Below are 21,508 nucleotides of genomic sequence, written 5' to 3'. Positions count from 1 at the left end.
GCTGCACAGCAGCGTGCATCAGCCGCCTGTCGAGCCCGGGGGCGGCACATCCCGCCCCAACATGCGCTGCCCCAGCCATTGCAAGCCCTCGCCCATGTTCATGCGGCGGCTGCGCTGCTCGGCCACCGGGTGGGTCTGGCCCGCTTGCAGGGGTGGCCCGATGTCAAAAGAAAACACATAGTCCGGCTCCTGGCCCATGCGCAGGTCGGTCACGACCAAGCGCGCGCCGTCTTGCTGCACCTTGAAAAACCCATCGGTGAAGCGGGCCAAACGCTGCAGCTGCGGGTGGTCCGCGTGTTGGGCGGCCAAGTCAGCGCCACGCGCATGCGCCACAAAGCGAACGGGCCGACCGCCATCCATGAGCGCGTAAAAACCTTCGTGCAAGCGCTCACCATCGAGGGCCACCACACGCCACACCAAAGTGCTCAAGGGGGCGGGCGTGACCAGCAACTGTTGACTGGGCAGGCCTTGCGCCTGCAGCGACTGCCGGGCGTGTTGCGTCACACCCCATTGCGCCAGCGCACTCCAGGCCAGGTAAGCGGTGCTGAAGACCAAGGCCCAGCCGTTGATGGCCAAAGCCCGGCCCACGGTTTTGACGCGCAAGGCCGCCACCACGCCCGCCAGCAAGGGCAGCGAATACACCGGGTCGATGATGAACATGCTGCCCAGGCCATAGGCTTCGTCGGTGAAGGGCTGAAACACCTGGGTGCCGTAAATCGTCATCAGGTCCAGCAAGGGGTGCGTGACGAGGGCCAGCATGAGCGCCCACCACCAACGGCCGTAGAGCTGCGGTTGACGGTGGATGCGGCTCACCCCCCAGGCCATGGGAAACGCAAAGAGGGTCAGCAACAGCAAGGCGTGCGTCTCGGCGCGGTGTCGGATCATGTTCAGGATCGGATCACCGTGGTCCAGCAACACATCCAGATCGGGCAGCAAACCGGCCACACCGCCCCACAGGGCCGACTTCCACAGCGCGGTGCGCCGCCCCATGACAGCTACGCCGATCGAGGCGCCCAAAAGTACTTGCGTGACGGAATCCATGGCCTTGGCTTGGTAATTGAGAACAGTGGTTTGACTCGGCAGACCCCAAAGCGGTCGGGCCTTGATACGGATCAACAGATTAGCGACTTTGACATGTCCCGTGGCATCCCGGGCCGTTTCAGGCCCGTGACAGCCGTTTCGCTTGCAAGCGTCGCATAGGGTGTACACCGCCACTTCATCCCGCGCAGTTTGATCTGGATCAGCGTTTGCACAGCGCCCACCTTCTAAAAAGGAAAGTTCCTCAGAAGGAGACAGCCATGCAGCCAGCCTCAGCCCCCCAAGACATCGGGATGTTGGATGCCGTATCCAGCACCTTGCTCGTACCGCTGATGGCACGGGCACGCGCTGGTTCGATCTACCCATGGCTCGATCCGGGTGACACACAGGCCCAGCACGTGATGGCAAAAATCGGCCATGACCTGGACGCTTTGCTGCAAGACCGTTCTGCCATGCTGCATGTGCTGTGGCGAACCCAGTTGCTCAAGCGTCTGGGAGAAGCTTTCTTCGAACGCCACCCCGACTCGCAAGGCATCAACCTGGGGGCTGGTTTGTCGGATTATTTTCAATGGCTGAACAACGGTCACAACGGCTGGCTGGACGTGGACCTGGAGGGGGTGGTGTCGCTGCGACACTTGCTGCTGCCTGTGCATTCCCCGACAGCCCAGGACATCTGCGTGGACCTGACGCAACCCGGCTGGTGGCAGCAGTTGCGACTGAGCGAACGCGCATCGCGTGAGCCTTTGCTGCTTCTTTGTGAAGGCGTGCTGATGTACTTGACACCCACACAAGTCCGAGCCGTCTTTCGTGAAATCGGTCACAACGCGCCCGAAGGCTCCGAGCTGGTCTGCGACTTCATGACCCCTTTGGGCATTGGTCGCGCCCACATGGCACCCAGCGTGTCAGGGACCGGGGCGGAGTTTCTCTGGGGTGCGCACAACGCCATGGAAGTGGCGCACTTGCACCCCCGCATGGAACTGATCGCCCAACACACCGTGGCGGAGCTCTACGGTTGGGCGGTTTGTTGGGCCGAGATGTGCATGACACCCTGGACGGGCGGCCCGCTGTACGGGGTCGCGCACCTGCAAATCACCGAGCCCTGAAACCAGCAACGCCCTGGCCTTGAGGCCAAGGGATGGCGCGATAATGTGAGCCATTCTCACGTTTCACTGTTTTTTGCCATGTCTGCCACCGCCCACACAGCCCACTCCGCCCCATCCACCATGGCCTGGACCGCCTCGCTCCAAACAGGCGATGCCCGCATGGACGAAACGCACCAGGAGTTTGTGGACATGATCAACCAGATTCTGGCCACGCCCGAAGACGAACAGTTGCCGGTTTACAAGGCCTTTTTGAACCACACGGTCGAGCACTTTGCGCAGGAAGAGCGCTGGATGCTGGCCACCGGGTTTTCGGCCGACAACTGCCACGCCGAGCACCACGCCACGATCCTCGAAACGATGCGGGTGGTGGAAGCCCACTACCTGGACAGCGACAAGACCATCATCACCCGCATGGCCGAAGCGCTGGCCGAATGGTTCCCGGGCCACGCCAACAGCATGGACGCAGGCCTGGCCGCACACCTCAAGTCAGTGGGTTTTGACAGCGTGACCGAAACCCTGGCCGACCCCTCGGTCATTCAAAACGTGACCATGTCGGGCTGCGGCAGCGTCAGCTGCAGCAGCTGAAAATTTGGGCCTGCCTCGGGTCCCCAAGAAATTTCAAACGGACTGTCCCAAGTTTCACAGCGCTAGGCAAGGCCTGCGGCTACGATGGGCGACTTACTGAAATCGCTCTACCCCAGCAGGAGACAACCCATGCCCGTGATCACCAACATCGAAGACCTGCGCGTTCTGGCCGAAAAGCGCGTGCCGCGCATGTTTTATGACTACGCCGACAGCGGCTCCTGGACCGAGGGCACTTACCGCGCCAACGAAAGCGACTTCCACAAGATCAAGCTGCGCCAGCGCGTGGCGGTGAACATGGAAAACCGCACCACGGCCACCAAAATGGTCGGCATCGACACCAAAATGCCCGTGTGCATCGCCCCCGTGGGCCTCACGGGGATGCAGCACGCCGACGGCGAAATGCACGCCGCCATGGCCGCCAAGAAGTTCGGCATCCCCTTCACGCTGTCGACCATGAGCATCTGCTCGATCGAAGACATCGCCGCCCACACGCAAGCACCCTTCTGGTTTCAGCTGTACATGATGCGCGACCGCGATGCCATGGCCCGTATGATCGACCGCTGCAAAGCCGCCAAGGTGAGCGCCATGGTGCTCACTCTCGATTTGCAGGTGATTGGCCAGCGTCACAAAGACCTCAAAAACGGCCTGACCGCGCCACCCCGCCCCACCATTGCCAACATCATCAACCTGATGACCAAGCCGCGCTGGTGCCTAGGCATGGCGGGGACCAAACGCCGCACCTTTGGCAACCTGGTGGGCCATGTGAAAGCCGTGACCGACATGAACTCGCTGGCCTCGTGGACCAACGAGCAATTTGACCCGACGCTCAACTGGGACGACATCGCCTGGGTCAAGAAGCAATGGGGCGGCAAGCTGATCTTGAAGGGCATCATGGACGAGGAAGACGCCAAACTGGCCGTGGCCAGCGGTGCCGACGCCATTGTGGTCAGCAACCACGGCGGCCGCCAGCTGGATGGCGCGCCCAGCAGCATCGAGGCGCTGCCCGCCATCGTGGCGGCTGTGGGCGACCAAATTGAAGTCTGGATGGACGGCGGCATCCGCTCAGGCCAGGACGTTTTGAAAGCTTGGGCGCTGGGCGCCAAGGGCACCATGATCGGCCGCGCCATGGTCTATGGCCTGGGCGCCATGGGCGAAGCGGGCGTGACCAAGGCCCTGCAAATCATCCACAAGGAGCTGGACGTGACCATGGCCTTTTGCGGTCACACCAACATCCAGAATGTGGACCAGAACATCCTGTTGCCGGGCACTTTCCCCAGGGCCTGACGCCTTCTCGGTCATTTCCGATTTGATCGGAAATCCAAACGCCTACCGCGTCATTCCCGACTTGATCGGGAATCCATGGTTTTAAAGGCATGGATACCCGCATTCGCGGGTATGACAGCTGAGTTGTCATTCCCGACTTCATCGCACCGCCATCAACTCTGTCATTCCCGACTCGATCGGGAATCTGTGTTTTTAAAGGCATGGATACCCGCATTCTCGGGTATGACAGCAGTGTTGTCATGCGCGACTTGATGGAATCCAAACGCCCCCTTCGTCATTCCCGACTTGATCGGGAATCCATCTTGGTCAAGCTGTATCCTCGGAGCAAGTCCGGGGATGACAAAATCTGGGGGCCATGTGCATGAGGCACCACCCAGCCTCATGAGGCACCGCCCAAAACGCACAAGCTCTCAGCCTTGACCCAGCCCACCCGCCGCATTGCCCACCTCGACATGGACGCGTTTTACGCGTCATGCGAGTTGCTGCGCTACCCGCAGCTCAAGGGCTTACCGGTCGTCATTGGCGGTGGCCGCCGAAAAGAAGATGACCTGTTGGGCAAGCTGCGGACGGCCTACCCCGAGGGCGAATGGACCGAAGACACCTTTGCCGAGCGGCTGGACCGCATCCCGGTCGACTTTTTCCCGCGCATCGAAGGCTACACCGGGCGCGGCGTGATCACCACCGCCACCTATGCGGCCAGGCAGTTTGGCATCGGCTCGGCCATGGGGCTGATGAAAGCCGCCAAGCTCTGCCCGCAAGCCATCCTGCTGCCTGTGGACTTTGACCGTTACCGGCATTACTCGCGCACCTTCAAAAGCATCATCACCGACATCGCGCCCGTCATGCAGGACCGGGGCGTGGACGAGGTCTACATCGACTTCACCGAGGTACCCGGCGGTCAGCGTGAAGGCGGGCGCGTGCTGGCCCGGTTGATCCAGAAAAGCATTTTTGACGCCACGGGCCTGACCTGCTCGATCGGCGTGGCGCCCAACAAGCTGATCGCCAAGATGGCCAGCGAGTTCAACAAGCCCAACGGTATCTCCATCGTGCACGAGGCCGACCTGCAAACCCTGATCTGGCCGCTGGCCTGCCGCAAGATCAACGGCGTGGGCCCCAAGGCCGATGAAAAGCTCAAGGGCTTTGGCATCCACACCATCGGCGACCTGGCCGCACGCGAGCTGCCCTGGCTGGTGGACAACTTTGGTAAAAGCTACGGCGCCTGGCTGCACGAAGCCGCCTGGGGCCGCGATGACCGCCCGGTCGAGACCGAGAGCGAACCCGTCAGCATGAGCCGCGAAACCACGTTTGAGCGCGACCTGCACGCCGTGCGCGACCGCGAAGAACTCGGGGCCGTTTTCACCCGGCTCTGCGAACAGGTAGCGGCCGATTTGCAGCGCAAGGGTTACGAAGGCAAAACCATCGGCATCAAGCTGCGCTACGACAACTTCCAGGCCGTGACACGCGACCAGAGTCTGACGGAATACACAGCCGACGCCAAACGCATCCGGCAGGTGGCTGGCCAATGCCTCAAACGCGTAGACCTGTCACGACGCCTGCGCCTGCTGGGGGTGCGGATGGGCTCGCTGGTCAAGGCGGGGACAGCGCCTACCCCCGGCGCCTCTTACAGTGAAGCCATTACCAACCCACCACCCCAAGCAAATGACCATGGACAAACTCAACTGCTTTTCTTTGACGACTGAAGGCCACATTGCTCACCTGGTGATGAATCGCCCCGAGGCGATGAACACCATGCACCCGACGTTTTGGCGCGAGCTGCACGAGGTGCTGACCGACATCCACAAAGCAGGCACCGCCCGGGCGCTGGTGATCTCGAGCACGGGCAAACACTTCAGCGCGGGCATGGACCTGCAAACCTTTGGCAGCGCCATCCAGATGGACGACAGCAGCGCCGAAGGCCGCTCGGCCGTGTACGACCTGCTGACCGACATGCAGCACACCTTCACCTTGCTCGAAGACCTGCGCATCCCGGTCATCGCGGCCATCCACGGCGGCTGCATTGGCGGCGCGGTGGACATGGTCACCGCCTGCTGCATGCGCTACGCCTCGGCCGATGCGTTCTTCTGCATCCAGGAAATCAACATCGGCATGGTGGCCGACGTGGGCACGCTGCAGCGCCTGCCCAAGCTGCTGCCCATGGCCTTGGTCAAAGAACTGGCCTACACAGGCCGCCGCCTGAGTGCCGACAAAGCGCTGGCCTACGGCCTGGTCAACGACGTGCTGCCCACCCACGAAGCGGCTGTGGCCGCCGCCCTGCAAGCGGCCAAAGAGATCGCCAGCAAACCGCCCGTGGCGATCTGGGGCACCAAGCAAGTGCTGCACTACGCCCGTGACCACAGCACCGAAGACAGCCTGCGCCACATGGGCTGGCTGCAAGGCGCGATCTGGAGCAACGCCAACGTGCGCGAGGCCATCAGCGCGTTTCAGCAAAAACGTGAGGCCAACTTTGCGCCGCTGCCTGTGCTTAAGGGGTTTAGGGAATTTGGTTGAACATCCCCCATGAAAATCTTCCACAACACCCACCACGCCGAGCACGCAGGCCGCCAGGAAATGTTCCGGGGCCGCTTGGTCGATTGCCACGAAGTGCCCATGCGACTGCAGCATGTGCTCGATGAACTGAACAAGCGCCCTGTCGGCACCTTGGTGCAGCCCGCAGCCGACCTGCCGCTGGACGCGGCTTTGCGCCGGGTGCACAGCGCCGACTACCTGGACTTTTTGGCGCACGCGTGGAGCGACTGGGTGGCGATGGATCCGGCCAATGCGGCAGTAGACGCCCTGCCCTCGGTCTGGCCGCTGGCGTCAAAGCACGGCTTTCGCACCGATGTGCCGCCGCTCAACTTTGCGGCGCGGCTGGGGCAATACGCGTTTGACTCGGGCACGCCCTTGACGGCGGGCAGCTGGGCTGCCGCCCGCGAGGGCGCGGCCTGCGCACTGGCGGCCGCGCAAGCGGTCCTTCGTGGCGAACGCTTTGCCATGGCACTGACCCGCCCGCCAGGGCACCATGCAGGCCCCAATTACATGGGCGGTTATTGCTTCATCAACAACGCCGCCGTGGCCGCGCAAGCCCTGCGAGACGGCGGGCTGCAGCGCGTGGCCGTTCTGGATGTGGATTACCACCATGGCAACGGCACGCAAACCATCTTTTATGAGCGCAGCGATGTGTTCACCGCGTCGATCCATGGCGATCCGCGCACCGAGTACCCGTTCTTTCTGGGGCATGCGGACGAGCGCGGTGCGGGAGCTGGAGAGGGCTTTAACCTCAATCTGCCTTTGCCACGCAGCACCGGGTTTGAAGTCTGGTGGGCCACGCTGCAAACCGCCATGCAAGCAGTGAGCGACTTTGCACCGCAGGCGCTGGTCGTGCCGCTGGGGCTGGACACGTTCGAGGGCGACCCGATCTCGGGCTTCAAGCTGCGCAGTTCGGATTACCTGCAGGTCGGCCGAGCGATTGCGCAATTGGGCTTGCCGACGGTGCTGACCTTTGAAGGCGGGTATGCTGTGGCCGAGGTGGGGGTGAACACGGTGAATGTGCTGGAAGGGCTGCGCGGCTGATCAACCCTGAATGCTGCGCCAGCGCTCCAGCTCAATCGGGCGCAGGCCATAGCGGGCCAGCACGCCTTCGTGCAAACGGCGCAGCTCTTGCATGACCAAGGCCCGCACATTTTCACGATCTGGGCCAGGCGCGGCCAGGGCCACTTGGGTGGCCACCAGCGCCAGCGGGTCTTGCTCGGGGTTTTGCACCACGGCCTTGACGATGTGGCGAATGGCGTCGCGGTAAGTCAGGCGCAGCACATCGGGCTCGATCACGCTGGACTTGGCCGTCAGGTATTCCTTGGTCGAGCGCTCGTAGGCCCACATGAACAAGTCGCGCAGCAGCTCCACGCGCCTCATCTCGTAAACGCCCAGCACCGAAGCGGTGTACCAAGCCTGCGACACACCCAAAAACGTGAGCGGGCACAGGTTGGCCCGCAGCAGCGGCCAGTTGGCCAGGAGGCGCGACGTGCGCTTGTTGCAGTCGGCAAAAGGCTGCAAATACGGCAAGTGCACCATCGCAAAAAACGACTGCTCAAACGGGTCTTCGATGGCGTTGAATTTGGCCAGCGCTTCATCCAGCAAAGTGCCAATGAGCGACTGGCCCGACGGCGGCTGGTAATTGCTTTGCCCGATTTGCACTGGATGCAGCCGCAAGCGGCCTTCGTCCTCGGGGCTTTCGAGCAGGTTTTCGGACAAGGCGCTGTGCAGGTTCATGAGCAGATAGCGGCTGAATTGCGGCGCGTCCACGTTGTCCATGAGCAACTCGATGGCGGCCTTGTGGTTCAGGATCATCTGCGTTTCGGTCACGCCACGGCCTTGCGCCTGCTGGCCGTGGGCGATCAGGGCGCGGGTGTCCAGGCGCGTGTAAGTGTTGCCTTCCAAGTGGCTGGACGCCCAAGACAGGTCGATCAACAAACGGTCGAGCACGGCGCGGCCATAAGTGCCCGCAGGCTGTGGCCCCGGCCCGGTGCGGCCCATGCGGTGCAACTGCGCCCGCACAGGCTGAGGCAGATAAAACGTAGCGTTGGGCTGGTAGGCCTGCAAAAACTCGGACTGGTAACCCACGGCTTGGCGGGTGCTCCAGGGCTGGGCCAGATAGGCGCGGATGTCTTTGCTGTCGGGCGACAAGGGCCACTGGCCGGTGGAGAGTTCTTCCTCGGCCCGCCAAGTGGACGACTCTGACAAACCCACTGACGTGGGCAAAGCGTAAGCTGCCACTTTTGGCGCGATTCCGGAATCGACCATATAACGGGTAGCACGCGCCTTGCCAACTGGCGCGATTTTGCCTTGCGCAACCCACTTGGCCAAAGCTCTTTGCAAGCTGCGGCGCGGCATACCGGGCCATTTTGCAGAAGCTTCCGCAAGCGACAGGCCATCAGGCTGAGCCTCAATGGCGGTCAAGAGTTGGACGTTGAAATCTGACATGATTGGCGCAATTTTAAACAATCGCGCCATTTATGCAACCCATGATATGGGCTAATCATTGATACGGGCCGATCGCTATGTCAAAAATAAGTAACACAAGTGTTACCATGAAATCACGAAACAGCGACCCAAGCCAAGCCAGAAAGAAGGCCTTGGCAGTCAACAAAAAAGGAAAGTCAACATGACCTTGACGCGTGATTTCAGGCAAACCGTGGTTGAACGTGTGCAGCGTGATCCGGCTTTTGCCAAAGCGTTGCTCGACGAAGCGGCCACGCTGTTTCTGAGCGGTGAGCCCGATTCGGCGCGATTGATCCTGCGCGATCTGGTCAACGCCACCGTCGGGTTTGAAGGCTTGGCTGAACTGACCCACAAACCCAGCAAGAGTCTGCACCGCATGCTTTCACCCAAAGGCAACCCCAGCATGGACAACCTGGCCGCCATCTTCGACGCCATCAGAAATTGGCTGAAAGTGACTTTCGATGTCCGGGTGGTCGAGAGAACCCCTGGAGCTTCCCTCGCCGCCTTGTGAGGATCAGAGAGCACGGAGTAGTCGCTGCTATCGAGGTAGATGCGTAATGGCATGACACGGTTTTGTATTTTCAGGAATTTACGGAACTTACGTTTTATCGTACCTGCGTTCCTTCGCAGTTACTTGACCAACAGATGCCCCTGGCTAGTTTGACCTACGCCGACGATCCTTCGGCGGCCTGTGACTGTTAGCTTCCGAAGCACAACGACCTGCCGCGGTTCATGATGCCCAACGTCAGGTATTGGCTCCAACTGACTTTAAACGCCCAAATCTGACGGGCTGCACCCAGCCTTAAGCCGCCTGTCATTTAGATATGGTGTCAAAAGAAAGTCCACATCGATGTACAAGCTGCCTGAATAACAGTGCATGCCCTTTTCGCCGCGATGCTCGTCAATGAATCAAGTCTGTTTGCCCATCTCATGCGCCGTGCGGTAGCCCCACACGCCCTTCACACAAGCCAATGCGTATTCCAGTGATGTTGACCAATCAGTCCAGCAACGTGACCAGCGCGTCCAGTTGTATTGACCAATTAATGTCCATCTCAGACATTACAAGCTTTTTGAGTGCAATCCACCAATGTGCCCTGAAACGCTTTTTGATTTCAAAGTTGCTTGGCGTGGATGTGCAGATAACTCAGCAAGAATGCCGCATTGGTTTGTTGCCCGCGCTTCCATACAAGTTTCGCGTAATTCTTTGAGTTGGCGCTCAAGTGTTCGCAACTCTTTTATCCTTGACGCAACGTGCGCCATGTGTGTATCGATCAGTTCATTCACACCATCGCAGTCACCTTGCTGTGCGTCCTTGAAAGCCAGTAAGGTTCGAATTTCGTTCAGTGTCATATCCAGACTTCTGCAGTTCCGGATAAAAGACAGACGAGCCGCATGTTCGGGGCCATAAATTCGATAGTTGCCTTCAGATCGCAGCGGTGAAGGTAGCAACCCTTCTCGCTCGTAATACCGAATCGTTTCCTGAATCGCCCCGGATTTTGAGGAGGCTCCACACTTTGAGAAGATGGAGCCATGAGCAAGAAATCAAACCGTTTTTCACCCGAAATGCGCGAACGCGCTGTCCGCATGGTGCTCGAACACCGCGGCGAGTACCCATCTCTTTGGGCCACCATTGAATCAATTGCCCCCAAGATCGGGTGTGTGCCGCAAACCCTCAACGACTGGGTTCGCCAGCACGAAGTTGATGCAGGCATGCGCGATGGCCTCAGCTCTGACGAGCGAGCCCGCATCAAAGACCTTGAGCGTGAAGTCAAAGAGCTGCGCAAAGCCAACGAGATCCTCAAGCTGGCGAGCGCTTTTTTTGCCCAGGCGGAGCTCGACCGCCGACTCAAGTCCTGAGAGCCTTTGTAGATAAACATCGTGCCACCTACGGGGTCGAGCCGATTTGCAAAGTGCTGCAAATTGCCCCCTCTGGTTACAGATGCCATGCTGCCCGCCAACGCAAACCCGAACTGCTTTGCGCCCGAGCCAAACGCGATGAAGCCCTGATGCCAAAGATCCAAGCCGTCTGGCAGGCCAATATGCAGGTCTATGGGGCCGACAAGGTCTGGCACCAGATGAATCGTGAAGGAACTGAGGTGGCGCGTTGTACGGTCGAGCGGCTCATGAAACGCATGGGATTGCAGGGTGTGCGCAGGGGCAAGGTCATCCGCACGACGGTCCCGGACAAAGCAGCACCTTGCCCCCTAGACAGAGTCAATCGCCAGTTCAAAGCCGATCGGCCCAACCAGCTGTGGGTGTCAGACTTCACCTACGTCAGCACCTGGCAGGGCTGGCAATATGTGGCCTTTGTGATTGACGTGTTTGCCCGGCGCATCGTGGGCTGGCGGGTGAGCAGCTCCATGCGCACGGACTTTGTGCTCGATGCGCTGGAGCAAGCGCTGTTTGACAGGCAACCCGAGCGCTCGGATGCCTTGATACATCACTCGGACAGGGGGTCTCAATACGTTTCCATTCTCTACACCGAACGCCTGGCCCAAGCTGGGATAGAGCCCTCGGTGGGCAGCCGTGGCGACAGCTACGACAACGCCCTGGCCGAGACGATCAATGGGCTGTACAAGGCCGAATTGATCCACCGCCGTGCACCCTGGAAAACCAAGGAGGCACTGGAACTGGCGACCCTGGAATGGGTGGCTTGGTTCAACCACCACCGACTGCTCAGCTCGATTGGGTATATTCCACCGGCTGAAGCTGAGGAGAACTACTACCGGCAGCTAGCCGGCAAGAACGAGACCGAGGTCTCAACTTAAACCAACTGGCCTCCACGAAAACCGGGGCGATTCAGCCTGGTACGGCATTCGAATTGAGTGATTGGCGCTATGGCGTCAGAGTGCAGGACGACTATCACATCGAACACCAACGGCGGTTCTATTCAGTCCCGCATACGCTGGCACGGGAAAGCGTTGACCTCAGGTTCACCGCTACTGTCATTGAGGTATTCCATCGAGGTCGAAGGATTGCGCTTCATCCATTGATTTCGCTTGAAGGTGACGCCAGCACGATGCCCGAGCATCGCCCTGTCATACATAGTCGCGTACTGGATGCCGAGCCTCGGGCTTTGTTGGCGTGGGCCATGAGTGTTGGCGACAACGTGGAGTTGATGATTCGGCATCAACTTGAAAACCGAAGCGACATCACGAACGGCGTCAAAGCCGCACGGCGAATGCGCGACCTTGCAAGGGACTACGGAGATGCTCGATTTGAAGAGGTCTGTGCCTACGCCATGCCTTTGAACATCACCTCACTCCGCAGCATCACATCCATCCTCAAAGAGGATGCAGACAAACGTTTTTATGTCGCGCAAACACCAAAAGTCAAAGTCATCGGTGAATTGCGCGGTCCTAGTTATTTTGGAGAATCAGTATGAGCAGCACACAGCAAACCATTACCCGCCTTCGTGAACTCAAGCTCGTTCCAATGGCCGATGCTTATGACATGCAGCTTCAGCAACCTAAATTGCATGATGTCAGTTTTGATGATCGCTTTGCCATGCTTGTTGACTATGAGGCGTCCGAGCGTGAGGCCCGAAAGTTGAAACGCCTAATTAGGGGTGCAGGTATGCCCGAAGCAGCGTCTTTTGAGGATGTTGAGTACAAAGTCAACCGTGGCCTAGACAAGGCACAGTTGGCTTCTCTAGCAAGCTGTGACTGGATACGCCGTCAACAGAACTTGATCATTCAAGGGGCAACAGGTGTTGGCAAGACTTGGCTTGCGTGTGCCTTTGGCCAACAGGCATGCAGGTTGAAAATGCCAGTTCTGTTTTACCGAGCCAGCGATCTGTACGGAACCATCAACCAATCACTGTTAGATGGTTCATTGCCTGCACTGAAGTTGTCATTGAGCAAACCAAGTTTGCTGATACTTGATGATCTGGGTTTGGGAGAAATGAACCAACATGCGTCGCAGTTCTTGTTAGATGTGATTGATCGCCGAATGCGAACTGGATCATTGCTCATCACAACGCAGTACCCAACCGACCAATGGCACGGATTCTTCCCTGACCCTACTGTGGCTGATGCCATCTTGGACCGCGTGGTGCATCAATCCCATCGGCTGTCTCCAAAGGGCGAGTCCATGCGCAAAACAATGGCTCGCAAAAAAATGCAATCTAGTTAATTGAAGGATAGACAGACTGGCTTTGTCAGTCTGTCTATCTGGTCAAGACCGCAACACTTTTAAACTTTGGTCACGTGGCTGGACTGAGTGGTCAGTTCCGACTGGAAATGGTGGTCACTAAGAATTGGCGCGGGTGGTCAATTAGGAGTGGAATACGCAGCCAACAACTCCCCAAAAAACGGATGCCTGCAAAGCGTGGACGAATCGCCCACCAGCAGCAGCTTGCGCTGTGCGCGGGTCATGCCCACGTTCATGCGGCGGATGTCAGACAGGAAGCCGATCTCGCCTTGGGGGTTGCTGCGCGTCAAGGTGATGGCAATGATGTCGCGCTCTTGGCCCTGAAACGAATCGACGGTGCCCACGCTGAGCCTGCGTTGCAGCAGCGGGTCATGCAGCCGTCAAAGGCTCCATGCGCACCACGGCACGCGCTCCCACGGCGCTGGCAAAGCGTTGGACTGTTCGCATGGATGGCGTGCCCCTGCCACTTTCGATGCGTGCCACCACACTTTGGGTCGTGCCCATGCGTGCGGCCACATCGCCTTGCGTCAGGCCCGCTTTCATACGCGCTGCAATCAGTTCACGGGCCAGCTCAAACTCGGGTGCTTGTGCGTCGTAGGCTTGGCGAACGGCGGGTTTGGCCAGCAGTTGGGCTTTTACGTCTTTCAGGCTTTTCACGTCGATTCCTCCAAGCGTTTCAATGCGGTTTCAATCGCGCTTCGTGGTGTGGTCTGCGTCTTTTTCACAAACACATGCAGCACCAGCAAAGTGCGCCCCTGAACGGCGGCGTAAACGGCACGGGCAATGCCATCGCGGCCCGTCATGCGCATTTCCCACAGCTTGCTTTCCAGCGGCCGGATGTGTGGCAAGCCCACACGCTGCGGTCCTAGCTCTTCCAGCATTTCACCGATGTGCAAAAACCGAGCTTGCATGTCGGCGGGGATGGTCTGCAATTCACGCTCTGCCAGTGGATGCAGGGTCACATTCCAATGGAGTTTGAGTATAGCCTTTTTGCTATCTTTTGGCTTTTTCATGCAGCTCCCCTAGGTCTCGCTTTATCCATGCTTTGTCAGCATGTAGGCATTTTTTATGCGTTAGCTTAGCGTGACAACCTTCGCAATGGCAATCCCTGATTCAGTCCTGTTTGCCCATCACATGCGCAGTGCGGTAGCCCCCCCACCCCCTTCACATAAGCCAGCAACTCCCCAAAAAACGGATGCCTGCAAAGCGTGGACGAATCGCCCACCAGCAGCAGCTTGCGCCGTGCGCGGGTCATGCCCACGTTCATGCGGCGGGTGTCAGGCAGAAAGCCGACCTCGGCTCACTTTGACTGAATGACTCGTCTGGTGATAAAGTAGGTACGTTTCCATACATACATTTCAAGGAAGGTGCCATGCTCGCTACCGCCAAAGTTTTTACCAACGGCCACAGCCAAGCGATTCGCTTACCCAAGGCATTTCGTGTGGATGTGGATGAAATGTGGATTGCCCGCAACGAGGTGACGGGCGAGATCACGCTCAAGCCCAAGGACACGGAAACATTGCGCAAGCGTCGACTGGATGCGCTGGTGGCCGCCATTGCGGACAACCCATTGCCCGACGACTTTTTGTCGGATGCCAGTCGGCAAAACCATCCGCCCAAAAATCCGTTTGCAGATTGGGGAGCGACTACAGCCCCAAAAGCCTCCGTAAAAGCAACGGCCAAAGCCTCCGTTAAACGCGCCGCCAAAACCAAGGTCCGCAAGTGATCAAGTTTTTGGTGGACACCAACATCTTGGGCTACTTTGCACGCAACAGTTCTGCCGCGCTGCAAACGCGCATGTTGGCGGCGCTCAAAAAGCAGGAGGTCGCCATCTCCGCCATCACCCGCGCCGAAACTCGCTTTGGGCAGGCCCTGCTTCAACCCGAAGACAAACGCCGCCGAACCATTGATCTGCTGCTCAATGAGTTGCCCGTTTTGCCATGGACGCTGGAGGCCGCAGACCGCTATGGAGAAATTGCCGCCCACCTGCAGCAAACCGGGCAGCCCATTGGCGAGATGGACACCCAAATCGCCGCGCACGCATTGGCGCTGGGCCTGCCCTTAGTGACCCACAACACACGGCACTTCAAGCGGGTGCCGGGCTTGAAAATTGAGGACTGGATGACGTGAAACAGTCAATACAGCCATCTAACGAACTGCTGTTTGCGCCGTCCGGTAGCCCCCCACGCCCTTCACATACGCCAACAACTCCCAAAAAAACGGATGCCTGCACAGCGTGGACGAGTCGCCCACCAACAGCAGCTTGCGCCGTGCGCGGGTCATGCCCACGTTCATGCGGCGGATGTCCGACAGGAAGCCGATCTCGCCTTGGGGGTTGCTGCGCGTCAGGGTGATGGCGATGATGTCGCGCTCTTGGCCCTGAAACGAATCGACGGTGCCCACGCTGAGCCTGCGTTGCAGCAGCAAGTCGTTCAGCACGGCGCTGTCTTCGATGGCGTCTTTCAAATAGTTGATTTGGGCGCGGTACGGTGCAATCACGCCAATGGTCAGCGGGCGTTGGTCGGGTGCGGTGGGCTCGCCCAGCGTCAGCAGCTGCGCCAGGCGCTCCAGCAGCAAGTGGGCTTCTTCGGGGTTGGCGGTTGAACGGCTTTCGGGGATGGCCAATTCTTGAAAACCGCAGCCCGCCGTGTCGATGAATTCCACGGGCAAGTCGGGCGCAAAGCTCGGGTCATTGAAGCGCGGGTCGTAAGCGGCCAGGTCAGCGTCGCGCACGGTGGGGTGCGCCACCAGTTGGCCGCCATAAAACTTCTGTGAGCTGAAGCCCATGATGTGCGCGTGCATGCGGTATTGCACCTTCAGCATGCGGGCGGTGCCCGGTTGGCGCTGGATGCACTTTTCAAACAGGGTTTCGCGCAGGCCTTCGCGGGCGGCTTTTTCGCTTTTCACGGTGGGCGGCAGCTGGTGGTGGTCGCCCGCCAACACCAGGCGCTGGCCTTTGACAATGGGAATCCAGCAACCCGGCTCCAGGGCCTGTGCGGCTTCGTCGATGAAGACGGTCTCAAAGTCCAGGTGGCGAATGTGGCGGTGGCTGGCGCCCACCAGCGTGCAGGTGATGACCTGCACCGATTCGAGCACGTCTTCGGTCATGAAGCGCTCCAAATCGTCGGCGGCTTGGCGCAGCGTGCGGGCTTCTTCGCGCAACCATTGGCGGCGCTCTCGCTCCACAAAACCAAAGTTGCGCACACGTTCGCTGGCCGTCTGGCGGTGCTGCTCGGCGGTTTGGCGCATGGCGTGCATCTTGGCGTAGCTGGCGTGGGCCATCACCCCGGCATCCAGCGTGTGCTTGAGCAGCAGCTCCGACACGCGGCTGGGGTTGCCCAAGCGGATCACATTCACACCGCGCTCGGCCAGCTTTTCGGTCAGCAGGTCCACGGCGGTGTTCGAGGGGGCGCACACCAGCACGCGTCGCTCGCGCCGGATGGTTTCCAAAATGGCTTGCACCAGCGTGGTGGTTTTGCCCGTGCCGGGCGGGCCGTGGATGATGGCCACGTCTTGCGCCGTGACGACATGGCGCACAGCGGCCAGCTGCGAGTCGTTGAGCGCACTGGGGTAAAACAGGTCGTCGGCTTGGGGCTCGCGAAACCGGGCGGGCTGAGCGCCCAGCAACACGTCGCGCAGTTCGGCCAAGCGGTTGCCGTGAGCGGCCATGACCGCGCTCAGGGCCTGGTTCATCTCGCGGTAGCTCACCTCGTCAAACGTCAGGTCAATGCCCAACGTACTGCCGTTGAGGGTGCTGCCGTCCCGCACCCAGTCGGGCAGCGCTTCTTTGGTGGTGGCCAACAGCAGCTTGTTGCGCCGCACGCGGGTCACCACGCCACTCACCACGGGTCGATCTGATGCCGAATTTGTGCCCGAATAGCCAGGCGCACTGCTGAACAGCGCCGCAGCCGCCCCCACCTGAAACAAATGCAGGTCTTGCCGATGCGCCGGGCGCTCCAGCTCCAGTACCACCTTGCCCCCAAAACCAATGTCTTCTTGGGTGATGGTGACGGGGTACCAGGTCAGGCCGCGCCGACGGCGCTCTTTGATGCTGGCACTGGCGTTTTTGAGCTTGAATTGCGCATGGTCTTCCTGTTGCTCCAGTTGCATGAGTGCACGCACATGGCGTAACTCGTCTTGAACAGAAAGATGCACAGTGGAGGTGGGGTCTTGGTCGGCCAAAAGAGATGGAAATGGGAGGGGACAGGGACTCAACCGCTGTCGGTATCAATCGCCCGCCTGGGCTGAGGCGGGCAAGCCGAAGACCCGGTCAAAGCACCAGGTGAACGCGATGGCATAGAAGAAAAAGAAGGCCAGCAGGCCCAGGTTGGCCACCAAGGCAGCGGTGGGCGATATGTCGAGCCAGAGCGACATGACGGGCAAAAGAATGATCACCAAGCCGCCTTCAAAACCGGCCCCGTGGGCCAGCCGTCTGACAAAAGAGCGGCCACGCACGGTTTGGCGCGACTCCCAGCGCTCAAAGAGCCAGTTGAAGACGTAGTTCCACGTCAGCGCAATGCTCGACAACACAACCGCCAGGCCCAAGGTGGAGGTGGGCGACTTGTCAAAAGCCACACTCAACACGGGCCCAACCACAGCGATGGCAATGGCCTCGTACAAAAGGGCCTGGAGAACACGGCGGGTGGTGGGGGTCATCTTGGGGAACTTGGTGAATGCATTCACTGCCGAGCCGTGCGCACATTGGGCGGCAACGCGCCCGGTGCACTGGTGCGCCAGGGGTTGATGTCCAGGCCGCCGCGCCGGGTGTAACGGGCATAGACCGTGAGTTTGGTGGGTTTGCAGCGCGTCCAGATGTCCATGAAGATGCGCTCGACGCATTGCTCATGGAACTCGTTGTGGTTGCGAAAACTCACGATGTATTGCAACAGACCCGCTTGGTCGATCTGCGGGCCGCTGTAGCTGATCTGCACGCTGCCCCAGTCGGGCTGACCTGTCACCAAACAATTGCTTTTGAGCAGGTGACTGACCAGCGTTTCGGTGACCGGCTGCTCGTCTTGGTTGGCTGTCAGCAAATCGGGCGCGGGCTGGTAGCGGCTGCATTCGATGTCCATGCGGTCCAGGTTCAGGCCGTCCAGCTCGTGCACGGGCTCGGCGTCAAATTGCTCTTGCAGCAGCAGCTTCACGCCCACGCTGGCCTGCATGGCGCTGCCGTGCCAGATGGCCGCGCTGATGTCGCTGCGGATCATGTCGCGCACCACATCGGCGCTCTCCAGCCGCGTGTTGTTGAAGCTGTTCAGGTACAGCTTGAAGGACTTGCTCTCCACGATGTGTGTGCTTTCGGCAGGCACGGTGATGTGCGCCAGCGCCACTTGCGGCTTGCCTTTGGGGTTGAGCCAGGACAGCTCGAACGCGGTCCACAGGTCGGCCCCAAAAAACACGGGCTGCCCGGTGACGCCGATCTCGGCCCGCTTGGTGGCGCGGGGGATGGGAAACAGCAGGCTCGCGTCGTACTGGTCCACACAGGCGCTGGACTTGCCCAGCTGCGATTGTTCTGGGGTGTTCATGCTTGCACTTTTCTGCGAAAGACCAATCGGTCCGGCTCCGACACGGCCGGGTCGTAGGCATAGCCTTCCAGGTCAAAGCCCAACAGGCCTTCGGGGTGGCTGATGCGGTTTTGAATCGCATACCGCGCCATCAAGCCCCGCGCCCGCTTGGCGTTGAAGCTGATGATCTTGTACTTACCGCCCTTGAAGTCTTCAAACACGCACTCGATCACGCGGGCTTTGAGGGTTTTGAGGTCCACCGACTTGAAGTATTCCTGCGAAGCCAGGTTGACGATGACCGGGGTTTTGTCCTTGGCCAGTTGCCCGTTCAGGTACTCGGCGATTTGCGGCCCCCAGAACTTGTAGAGGTTGTTGCCTTTGTCGGTTTGCAGCGTGGTGCCCATCTCCAGGCGGTAGGGTTGCATCCAGTCCAGCGGGCGCAACACGCCGTACAAACCACTCAAAATGCCCACATGGGCCTGCGCCCACTCCAGTTCTTGGGGTGATAGGGTCTTGGCGTCCAGGCCCTCGTACACATCGCCATTGAAGGCCAGCACGGCCTGCTTGGAATTTTTGGCGGTGAACTTCGGGCTCCAGGCTTCGTAGCGGGCCACGTTCAGCGCCGACAGCGTGTCCGACAAGTCCATCAACTCGGCGATTTGCTGGGGCGACTTCTGGCGCAACACCTCGATCAAGGCCTGCGATTGCGGCACGAACTGCGGCAGCGTGTGGGGCACGCCCGCTGCGGGGGTTTCGTAGTCCAGAGATTTGGCGGGTGACAATAAGAACAACATGCTCAATATCCTTTACCTGGACGATTATCTTGCAGCCGTGACCAAGCCGCCCGGCCTGCTGGTGCATCGCACCGGTTTGGACGCGGGTGAAACCCGGTTTGCCCTGCAAATGCTGCGCGACCAACTCGGCCGCCCGGTCTGGCCCGCGCACCGTTTGGACAAAGGCACCAGCGGCGTGCTGCTGTTTGCGCTGAACGCGGACACCGCCCGCCTGCTGGGCCAGGCCTTTGAAAGCGGCCAAGGCCTGCAAAAAACCTACCGCGCCGTGGTGCGCGGCTGGCCCGAGGCTGAAGGCCTGATCGACCACCCCTTGAAGCGCATGCCCGACGACATGCGCACCGAGCGCCTGGAAGTGCAGCCCGCCCAAAGCCGCTTTACCACCTTGCGCCGCTTCGAGCTGCCCCTGCCCCAGCAAGGCTTTGCCAGCACCCGCTGCGCCGAACTGGCCCTGCACCCCCTCACGGGCCGCCGCCACCAGCTGCGCCGCCACATGAAGCACATCGCCCATCCCATCATTGGCGACGCCACCCACGGCAAAGGGCCGCTCAACCGGGCGGTGGCGGGTTTGCTTGGGCTGCAGCGCTTGTGGTTGCATGCAGAGAGTCTGACACTGCCCCACCCGGTGAACGGGCAGCGGCTGCAACTGGAATCGCCCTTGCCTGAAGAATGGGCACTTTGGAACGCTTTTGGCTAACGAGAAGTGATTCCAGACTTGACCCATCAGCCGTCATCTCTTTTTCTATCTTCGCCTGAATACATGGACCCCGGATCAAGTCCGGGGTGACAGGGGTTATGTCACCCAATAGATAAGCGTCTTGACAGGGGTGATGTCACCCAACGGATAAGCGTCTTGCCAGTTTTCCATAAGATGCACGGCTGCGCTTGCTACTGCGAGCCAAGACTCAACCGACCGCGACAAAACACCCCATGAGCCTGCTTTTCACGCCTTTCACCTTCCACGCGCCCTCCGGCCCCCTTACCTTGCCCAACCGCATCGTGATCGCGCCCATGTGCCAGTACTCGGCCCACCACGGCCAGGCCACCGACTGGCACCTGACGCACTGGACCAACCTGCTCAACAGCGGCGCGGGCCTGTTCACCATCGAGGCCACGGCGGTCTCGGCCGTGGGCCGCATCAGCCCCGGGTGTCTGGGCCTGTGGGACGACGCCACCCAAGCGGCGCTGGCCGACAAACTGCACCGTGCCCGACGCCTGGCCCCCGCCATGCCCGTGTGCATCCAGATCAGCCACGCGGGCCGCAAGGCATCGAGTGCAGCCCCGTGGAACGGCGGCATGCTGATCGCCCCCGAAAACGGCGGCTGGCAAACCGTGGCCCCCAGCGCCCTACCCCACCTGCCGCAAGAAGCTGCGCCCACCGAACTGAGCCTGGCCGACATCGCGCAAATAAAAGCCGACTTCGTCAACACCGCCCGGCGCAGCCAAGAGCTGGGCATCGAGGCGGTGGAGCTGCACGCCGCGCACGGCTATTTGCTGCACCAGTTTTTGTCGCCTATTTCCAACCAGCGCACCGACGCGTATGGCGGCTCGTTTGAAAACCGCATCCGCTTTCCGCTGGAGGTGTTCAAAGCCGTGCGCGAGGCTTTTGGTGGCACGCTGGGCATGCGCATCTCGGGCACCGACTGGGTCGATGGCGGCTGGACGGTGGAAGAAACCGCGCAGCTGTCCGTTCTGCTCAAGCAAGCCGGGGCGCAGTTTGTGCACATCTCGTCGGGCGGCGTCTCGCCCCTGCAAAAAATTGCCATTGGCCCCGAGTACCAGGTGCACCTGGCCAAAGCGGTCAAAGAAGCATCGGCCCTGACCACCATCGCGGTGGGCCTGATCACCGAGCCCGCCCAGGCCGAGGCCGTGCTGCAACGCGGTGACGCCGATCTGGTGGCGCTGGCCCGCAGCTTTTTGTACAAGCCGCGCTGGGGCTGGGAAGCCGCTGTGGCCTTGGGTGGCACCGTCGATGCCCAACACCAGTACTGGCGCAGCTTGCCCCGCGAAGCCAAAAACATTTTCAACGACGCCCAAATTGGCATGCGCTGATTTC

General features: G+C 60.2%; 25 protein-coding genes and 1 other annotated feature. Of the genes, 14 read left to right on the top strand and 11 right to left on the bottom strand.

Annotated features, from left to right (window positions below; translation table 11 throughout):
- Window positions 1-18: 18 nt before the first annotated feature.
- Window positions 19-1,041, bottom strand: coding sequence for a metal-dependent hydrolase (locus ACZ5RT_RS02890; RefSeq protein WP_464453447.1), 1,023 nt, complete (start codon window positions 1,039-1,041; stop codon window positions 19-21).
- 257 nt (window positions 1,042-1,298) lie between these two features.
- Between ACZ5RT_RS02890 and ACZ5RT_RS02885 the strand changes: the two genes are divergently transcribed.
- The 6 genes from ACZ5RT_RS02885 (at window position 1,299) to ACZ5RT_RS02860 (ending at window position 7,580) form a co-directional block, all read left to right on the top strand.
- Window positions 1,299-2,141: a class I SAM-dependent methyltransferase gene (locus ACZ5RT_RS02885; RefSeq protein ID WP_291930073.1), complete on the top strand. Its 843-nt coding sequence runs from the start codon at window positions 1,299-1,301 to the stop codon at window positions 2,139-2,141.
- Between the two features lie 78 nt (window positions 2,142-2,219).
- Window positions 2,220-2,726 (top strand): bacteriohemerythrin, encoded by a 507-nt coding sequence (locus tag ACZ5RT_RS02880; protein ID WP_464453446.1) that lies wholly within the window; start codon window positions 2,220-2,222, stop codon window positions 2,724-2,726.
- Window positions 2,727-2,855: 129 nt separating this feature from the next.
- Window positions 2,856-4,010 (top strand): alpha-hydroxy acid oxidase, encoded by a 1,155-nt coding sequence (locus tag ACZ5RT_RS02875; protein ID WP_464453445.1) that lies wholly within the window; start codon window positions 2,856-2,858, stop codon window positions 4,008-4,010.
- Between the two features lie 452 nt (window positions 4,011-4,462).
- Window positions 4,463-5,710, top strand: a complete 1,248-nt coding sequence (dinB, locus tag ACZ5RT_RS02870; RefSeq protein WP_464454184.1) for a DNA polymerase IV — start codon at window positions 4,463-4,465, stop codon at window positions 5,708-5,710.
- A complete protein-coding gene (locus ACZ5RT_RS02865; RefSeq protein ID WP_464453444.1) occupies window positions 5,676-6,518 on the top strand; it encodes an enoyl-CoA hydratase-related protein in 843 nt (280 codons plus the stop codon). The genes dinB and ACZ5RT_RS02865 overlap by 35 nt, the downstream gene beginning before the upstream one ends.
- Window positions 6,519-6,527: 9 nt before the next feature.
- A complete protein-coding gene (locus tag ACZ5RT_RS02860; RefSeq protein ID WP_464453443.1) occupies window positions 6,528-7,580 on the top strand; it encodes a histone deacetylase family protein in 1,053 nt (350 codons plus the stop codon).
- Here ACZ5RT_RS02860 and ACZ5RT_RS02855 read toward each other — a convergent pair whose 3' ends face one another.
- The gene (locus ACZ5RT_RS02855; protein ID WP_464453442.1) at window positions 7,581-8,987 is read right to left on the bottom strand and encodes a Fic family protein; all 1,407 of its coding nucleotides are present in this window, start codon (window positions 8,985-8,987) and stop codon (window positions 7,581-7,583) included.
- Between the two features lie 181 nt (window positions 8,988-9,168).
- On the opposite strand from ACZ5RT_RS02855, the gene ACZ5RT_RS02850 reads away from it, so the two are divergent.
- The gene (locus ACZ5RT_RS02850; protein ID WP_464453441.1) at window positions 9,169-9,516 is read left to right on the top strand and encodes a helix-turn-helix domain-containing transcriptional regulator; all 348 of its coding nucleotides are present in this window, start codon (window positions 9,169-9,171) and stop codon (window positions 9,514-9,516) included.
- Between the two features lie 548 nt (window positions 9,517-10,064).
- Here ACZ5RT_RS02850 and cadR read toward each other — a convergent pair.
- On the bottom strand, window positions 10,065-10,529 hold the full coding sequence (cadR, locus tag ACZ5RT_RS02845) for a Cd(II)/Pb(II)-responsive transcriptional regulator (protein ID WP_464454169.1): 465 nt from the start codon (window positions 10,527-10,529) through the stop codon (window positions 10,065-10,067).
- A gap of 6 nt (window positions 10,530-10,535) precedes the next feature.
- Here cadR and ACZ5RT_RS02840 point away from each other — a divergent pair.
- From ACZ5RT_RS02840 to istB, 3 genes are all read left to right on the top strand, one after another.
- Window positions 10,536-11,773, top strand: a protein-coding gene (locus tag ACZ5RT_RS02840; RefSeq protein WP_464452786.1) for an IS3 family transposase whose coding sequence is annotated in 2 segments (ribosomal slippage) — window positions 10,536-10,827 and window positions 10,827-11,773 — 1,239 coding nt in all. Because the reading frame shifts where the segments join, the coding sequence is not laid out codon by codon here.
- Window positions 10,817-10,933 (top strand) — a sequence feature (AL1L pseudoknot). It overlaps the preceding gene by 117 nt.
- Window positions 11,774-11,778: 5 nt before the next feature.
- Complete coding sequence (locus tag ACZ5RT_RS02835; protein WP_464454183.1) at window positions 11,779-12,390, top strand: Mu transposase domain-containing protein; 612 nt, start codon at window positions 11,779-11,781, stop codon at window positions 12,388-12,390.
- On the top strand, window positions 12,387-13,139 hold the full coding sequence (istB, locus tag ACZ5RT_RS02830; protein ID WP_464453003.1) for an IS21-like element helper ATPase IstB: 753 nt from the start codon (window positions 12,387-12,389) through the stop codon (window positions 13,137-13,139). Before ACZ5RT_RS02835 ends, istB begins: the two co-directional genes overlap by 4 nt.
- Before the next feature lie 137 nt (window positions 13,140-13,276).
- Here the strand turns inward: istB and ACZ5RT_RS02825 are convergent, their stop codons facing one another.
- From ACZ5RT_RS02825 to ACZ5RT_RS02810, 4 genes are all read right to left on the bottom strand, one after another.
- On the bottom strand, window positions 13,277-13,501 hold the full coding sequence (locus ACZ5RT_RS02825; protein ID WP_464453440.1) for a C-terminal helicase domain-containing protein: 225 nt from the start codon (window positions 13,499-13,501) through the stop codon (window positions 13,277-13,279).
- Between the two features lie 25 nt (window positions 13,502-13,526).
- The gene (locus tag ACZ5RT_RS02820) at window positions 13,527-13,814 is read right to left on the bottom strand and encodes a helix-turn-helix domain-containing protein (RefSeq protein ID WP_464453439.1); all 288 of its coding nucleotides are present in this window, start codon (window positions 13,812-13,814) and stop codon (window positions 13,527-13,529) included.
- Window positions 13,811-14,119 (bottom strand): type II toxin-antitoxin system RelE/ParE family toxin, encoded by a 309-nt coding sequence (locus ACZ5RT_RS02815; protein WP_464453438.1) that lies wholly within the window; start codon window positions 14,117-14,119, stop codon window positions 13,811-13,813. Before ACZ5RT_RS02815 ends, ACZ5RT_RS02820 begins: the two co-directional genes overlap by 4 nt.
- Before the next feature lie 116 nt (window positions 14,120-14,235).
- Entirely contained in the window at window positions 14,236-14,442 is a 207-nt protein-coding gene (locus ACZ5RT_RS02810) for a hypothetical protein (RefSeq protein WP_464454182.1), read from the bottom strand.
- 87 nt (window positions 14,443-14,529) lie between these two features.
- Between ACZ5RT_RS02810 and ACZ5RT_RS02805 the strand changes: the two genes are divergently transcribed.
- Both ACZ5RT_RS02805 and ACZ5RT_RS02800 read left to right on the top strand, forming a co-directional pair.
- Window positions 14,530-14,883, top strand: a complete 354-nt coding sequence (locus ACZ5RT_RS02805; RefSeq protein ID WP_464453437.1) for an antitoxin — start codon at window positions 14,530-14,532, stop codon at window positions 14,881-14,883.
- Entirely contained in the window at window positions 14,880-15,287 is a 408-nt protein-coding gene (locus ACZ5RT_RS02800) for a type II toxin-antitoxin system VapC family toxin (RefSeq protein ID WP_464453436.1), read from the top strand. The genes ACZ5RT_RS02805 and ACZ5RT_RS02800 overlap by 4 nt, the downstream gene beginning before the upstream one ends.
- An 18-nt stretch (window positions 15,288-15,305) precedes the next feature.
- Here the strand turns inward: ACZ5RT_RS02800 and ACZ5RT_RS02795 are convergent, their stop codons facing one another.
- The 4 genes from ACZ5RT_RS02795 to yaaA all read right to left on the bottom strand — a co-directional run bounded on the left by ACZ5RT_RS02795 (window position 15,306) and on the right by yaaA (window position 19,455).
- Entirely contained in the window at window positions 15,306-17,312 is a 2,007-nt protein-coding gene (locus ACZ5RT_RS02795) for an AAA domain-containing protein (RefSeq protein WP_464453435.1), read from the bottom strand.
- 72 nt (window positions 17,313-17,384) lie between these two features.
- Complete coding sequence (locus tag ACZ5RT_RS02790) at window positions 17,385-17,813, bottom strand: PACE efflux transporter (RefSeq protein WP_464453434.1); 429 nt, start codon at window positions 17,811-17,813, stop codon at window positions 17,385-17,387.
- Window positions 17,814-17,836: 23 nt separating this feature from the next.
- The gene (queF, locus tag ACZ5RT_RS02785; RefSeq protein ID WP_464453433.1) at window positions 17,837-18,682 is read right to left on the bottom strand and encodes an NADPH-dependent 7-cyano-7-deazaguanine reductase QueF; all 846 of its coding nucleotides are present in this window, start codon (window positions 18,680-18,682) and stop codon (window positions 17,837-17,839) included.
- Window positions 18,679-19,455 (bottom strand): peroxide stress protein YaaA, encoded by a 777-nt coding sequence (gene yaaA, locus ACZ5RT_RS02780; protein WP_464453432.1) that lies wholly within the window; start codon window positions 19,453-19,455, stop codon window positions 18,679-18,681. The genes queF and yaaA overlap by 4 nt, the downstream gene beginning before the upstream one ends.
- On the opposite strand from yaaA, the gene ACZ5RT_RS02775 reads away from it, so the two are divergent.
- Together ACZ5RT_RS02775 and ACZ5RT_RS02770 are read left to right on the top strand one after the other, a co-directional pair.
- A complete protein-coding gene (locus ACZ5RT_RS02775) occupies window positions 19,454-20,149 on the top strand; it encodes a pseudouridine synthase (RefSeq protein ID WP_422171597.1) in 696 nt (231 codons plus the stop codon). The two genes, yaaA and ACZ5RT_RS02775, sit on opposite strands and share 2 nt — an antisense overlap.
- A 233-nt stretch (window positions 20,150-20,382) precedes the next feature.
- On the top strand, window positions 20,383-21,504 hold the full coding sequence (locus ACZ5RT_RS02770) for an NADH:flavin oxidoreductase/NADH oxidase (protein ID WP_464453431.1): 1,122 nt from the start codon (window positions 20,383-20,385) through the stop codon (window positions 21,502-21,504).
- Window positions 21,505-21,508: the final 4 nt, after the last annotated feature.

The sequence above is a fragment of the Limnohabitans sp. TEGF003 genome (genome assembly GCF_055395455.1).
This window is presented reverse-complemented; position numbering and strand designations above follow the sequence as displayed.

What these genes read in the sequence shown, in the direction of transcription:
- yaaA (WP_464453432.1), bottom strand. Translation starts at nt 19,455, where the DNA reads ATGTTGTTCTTATTGTCACCCGCCAAATCTCTGGACTACGAAACCCCC.
- ACZ5RT_RS02855 (WP_464453442.1), bottom strand. Translation starts at nt 8,987, where the DNA reads ATGTCAGATTTCAACGTCCAACTCTTGACCGCCATTGAGGCTCAGCCT.
- ACZ5RT_RS02850 (WP_464453441.1), top strand. Translation starts at nt 9,169, where the DNA reads ATGACCTTGACGCGTGATTTCAGGCAAACCGTGGTTGAACGTGTGCAG.
- ACZ5RT_RS02865 (WP_464453444.1), top strand. Translation starts at nt 5,676, where the DNA reads ATGGACAAACTCAACTGCTTTTCTTTGACGACTGAAGGCCACATTGCT.
- ACZ5RT_RS02890 (WP_464453447.1), bottom strand. Translation starts at nt 1,041, where the DNA reads ATGGATTCCGTCACGCAAGTACTTTTGGGCGCCTCGATCGGCGTAGCT.
- ACZ5RT_RS02885 (WP_291930073.1), top strand. Translation starts at nt 1,299, where the DNA reads ATGCAGCCAGCCTCAGCCCCCCAAGACATCGGGATGTTGGATGCCGTA.
- dinB (WP_464454184.1), top strand. Translation starts at nt 4,463, where the DNA reads ATGGACGCGTTTTACGCGTCATGCGAGTTGCTGCGCTACCCGCAGCTC.
- istB (WP_464453003.1), top strand. Translation starts at nt 12,387, where the DNA reads ATGAGCAGCACACAGCAAACCATTACCCGCCTTCGTGAACTCAAGCTC.
- ACZ5RT_RS02805 (WP_464453437.1), top strand. Translation starts at nt 14,530, where the DNA reads ATGCTCGCTACCGCCAAAGTTTTTACCAACGGCCACAGCCAAGCGATT.
- ACZ5RT_RS02860 (WP_464453443.1), top strand. Translation starts at nt 6,528, where the DNA reads ATGAAAATCTTCCACAACACCCACCACGCCGAGCACGCAGGCCGCCAG.
- queF (WP_464453433.1), bottom strand. Translation starts at nt 18,682, where the DNA reads ATGAACACCCCAGAACAATCGCAGCTGGGCAAGTCCAGCGCCTGTGTG.
- ACZ5RT_RS02790 (WP_464453434.1), bottom strand. Translation starts at nt 17,813, where the DNA reads ATGACCCCCACCACCCGCCGTGTTCTCCAGGCCCTTTTGTACGAGGCC.
- ACZ5RT_RS02880 (WP_464453446.1), top strand. Translation starts at nt 2,220, where the DNA reads ATGTCTGCCACCGCCCACACAGCCCACTCCGCCCCATCCACCATGGCC.
- ACZ5RT_RS02875 (WP_464453445.1), top strand. Translation starts at nt 2,856, where the DNA reads ATGCCCGTGATCACCAACATCGAAGACCTGCGCGTTCTGGCCGAAAAG.
- ACZ5RT_RS02770 (WP_464453431.1), top strand. Translation starts at nt 20,383, where the DNA reads ATGAGCCTGCTTTTCACGCCTTTCACCTTCCACGCGCCCTCCGGCCCC.
- ACZ5RT_RS02775 (WP_422171597.1), top strand. Translation starts at nt 19,454, where the DNA reads ATGCTCAATATCCTTTACCTGGACGATTATCTTGCAGCCGTGACCAAG.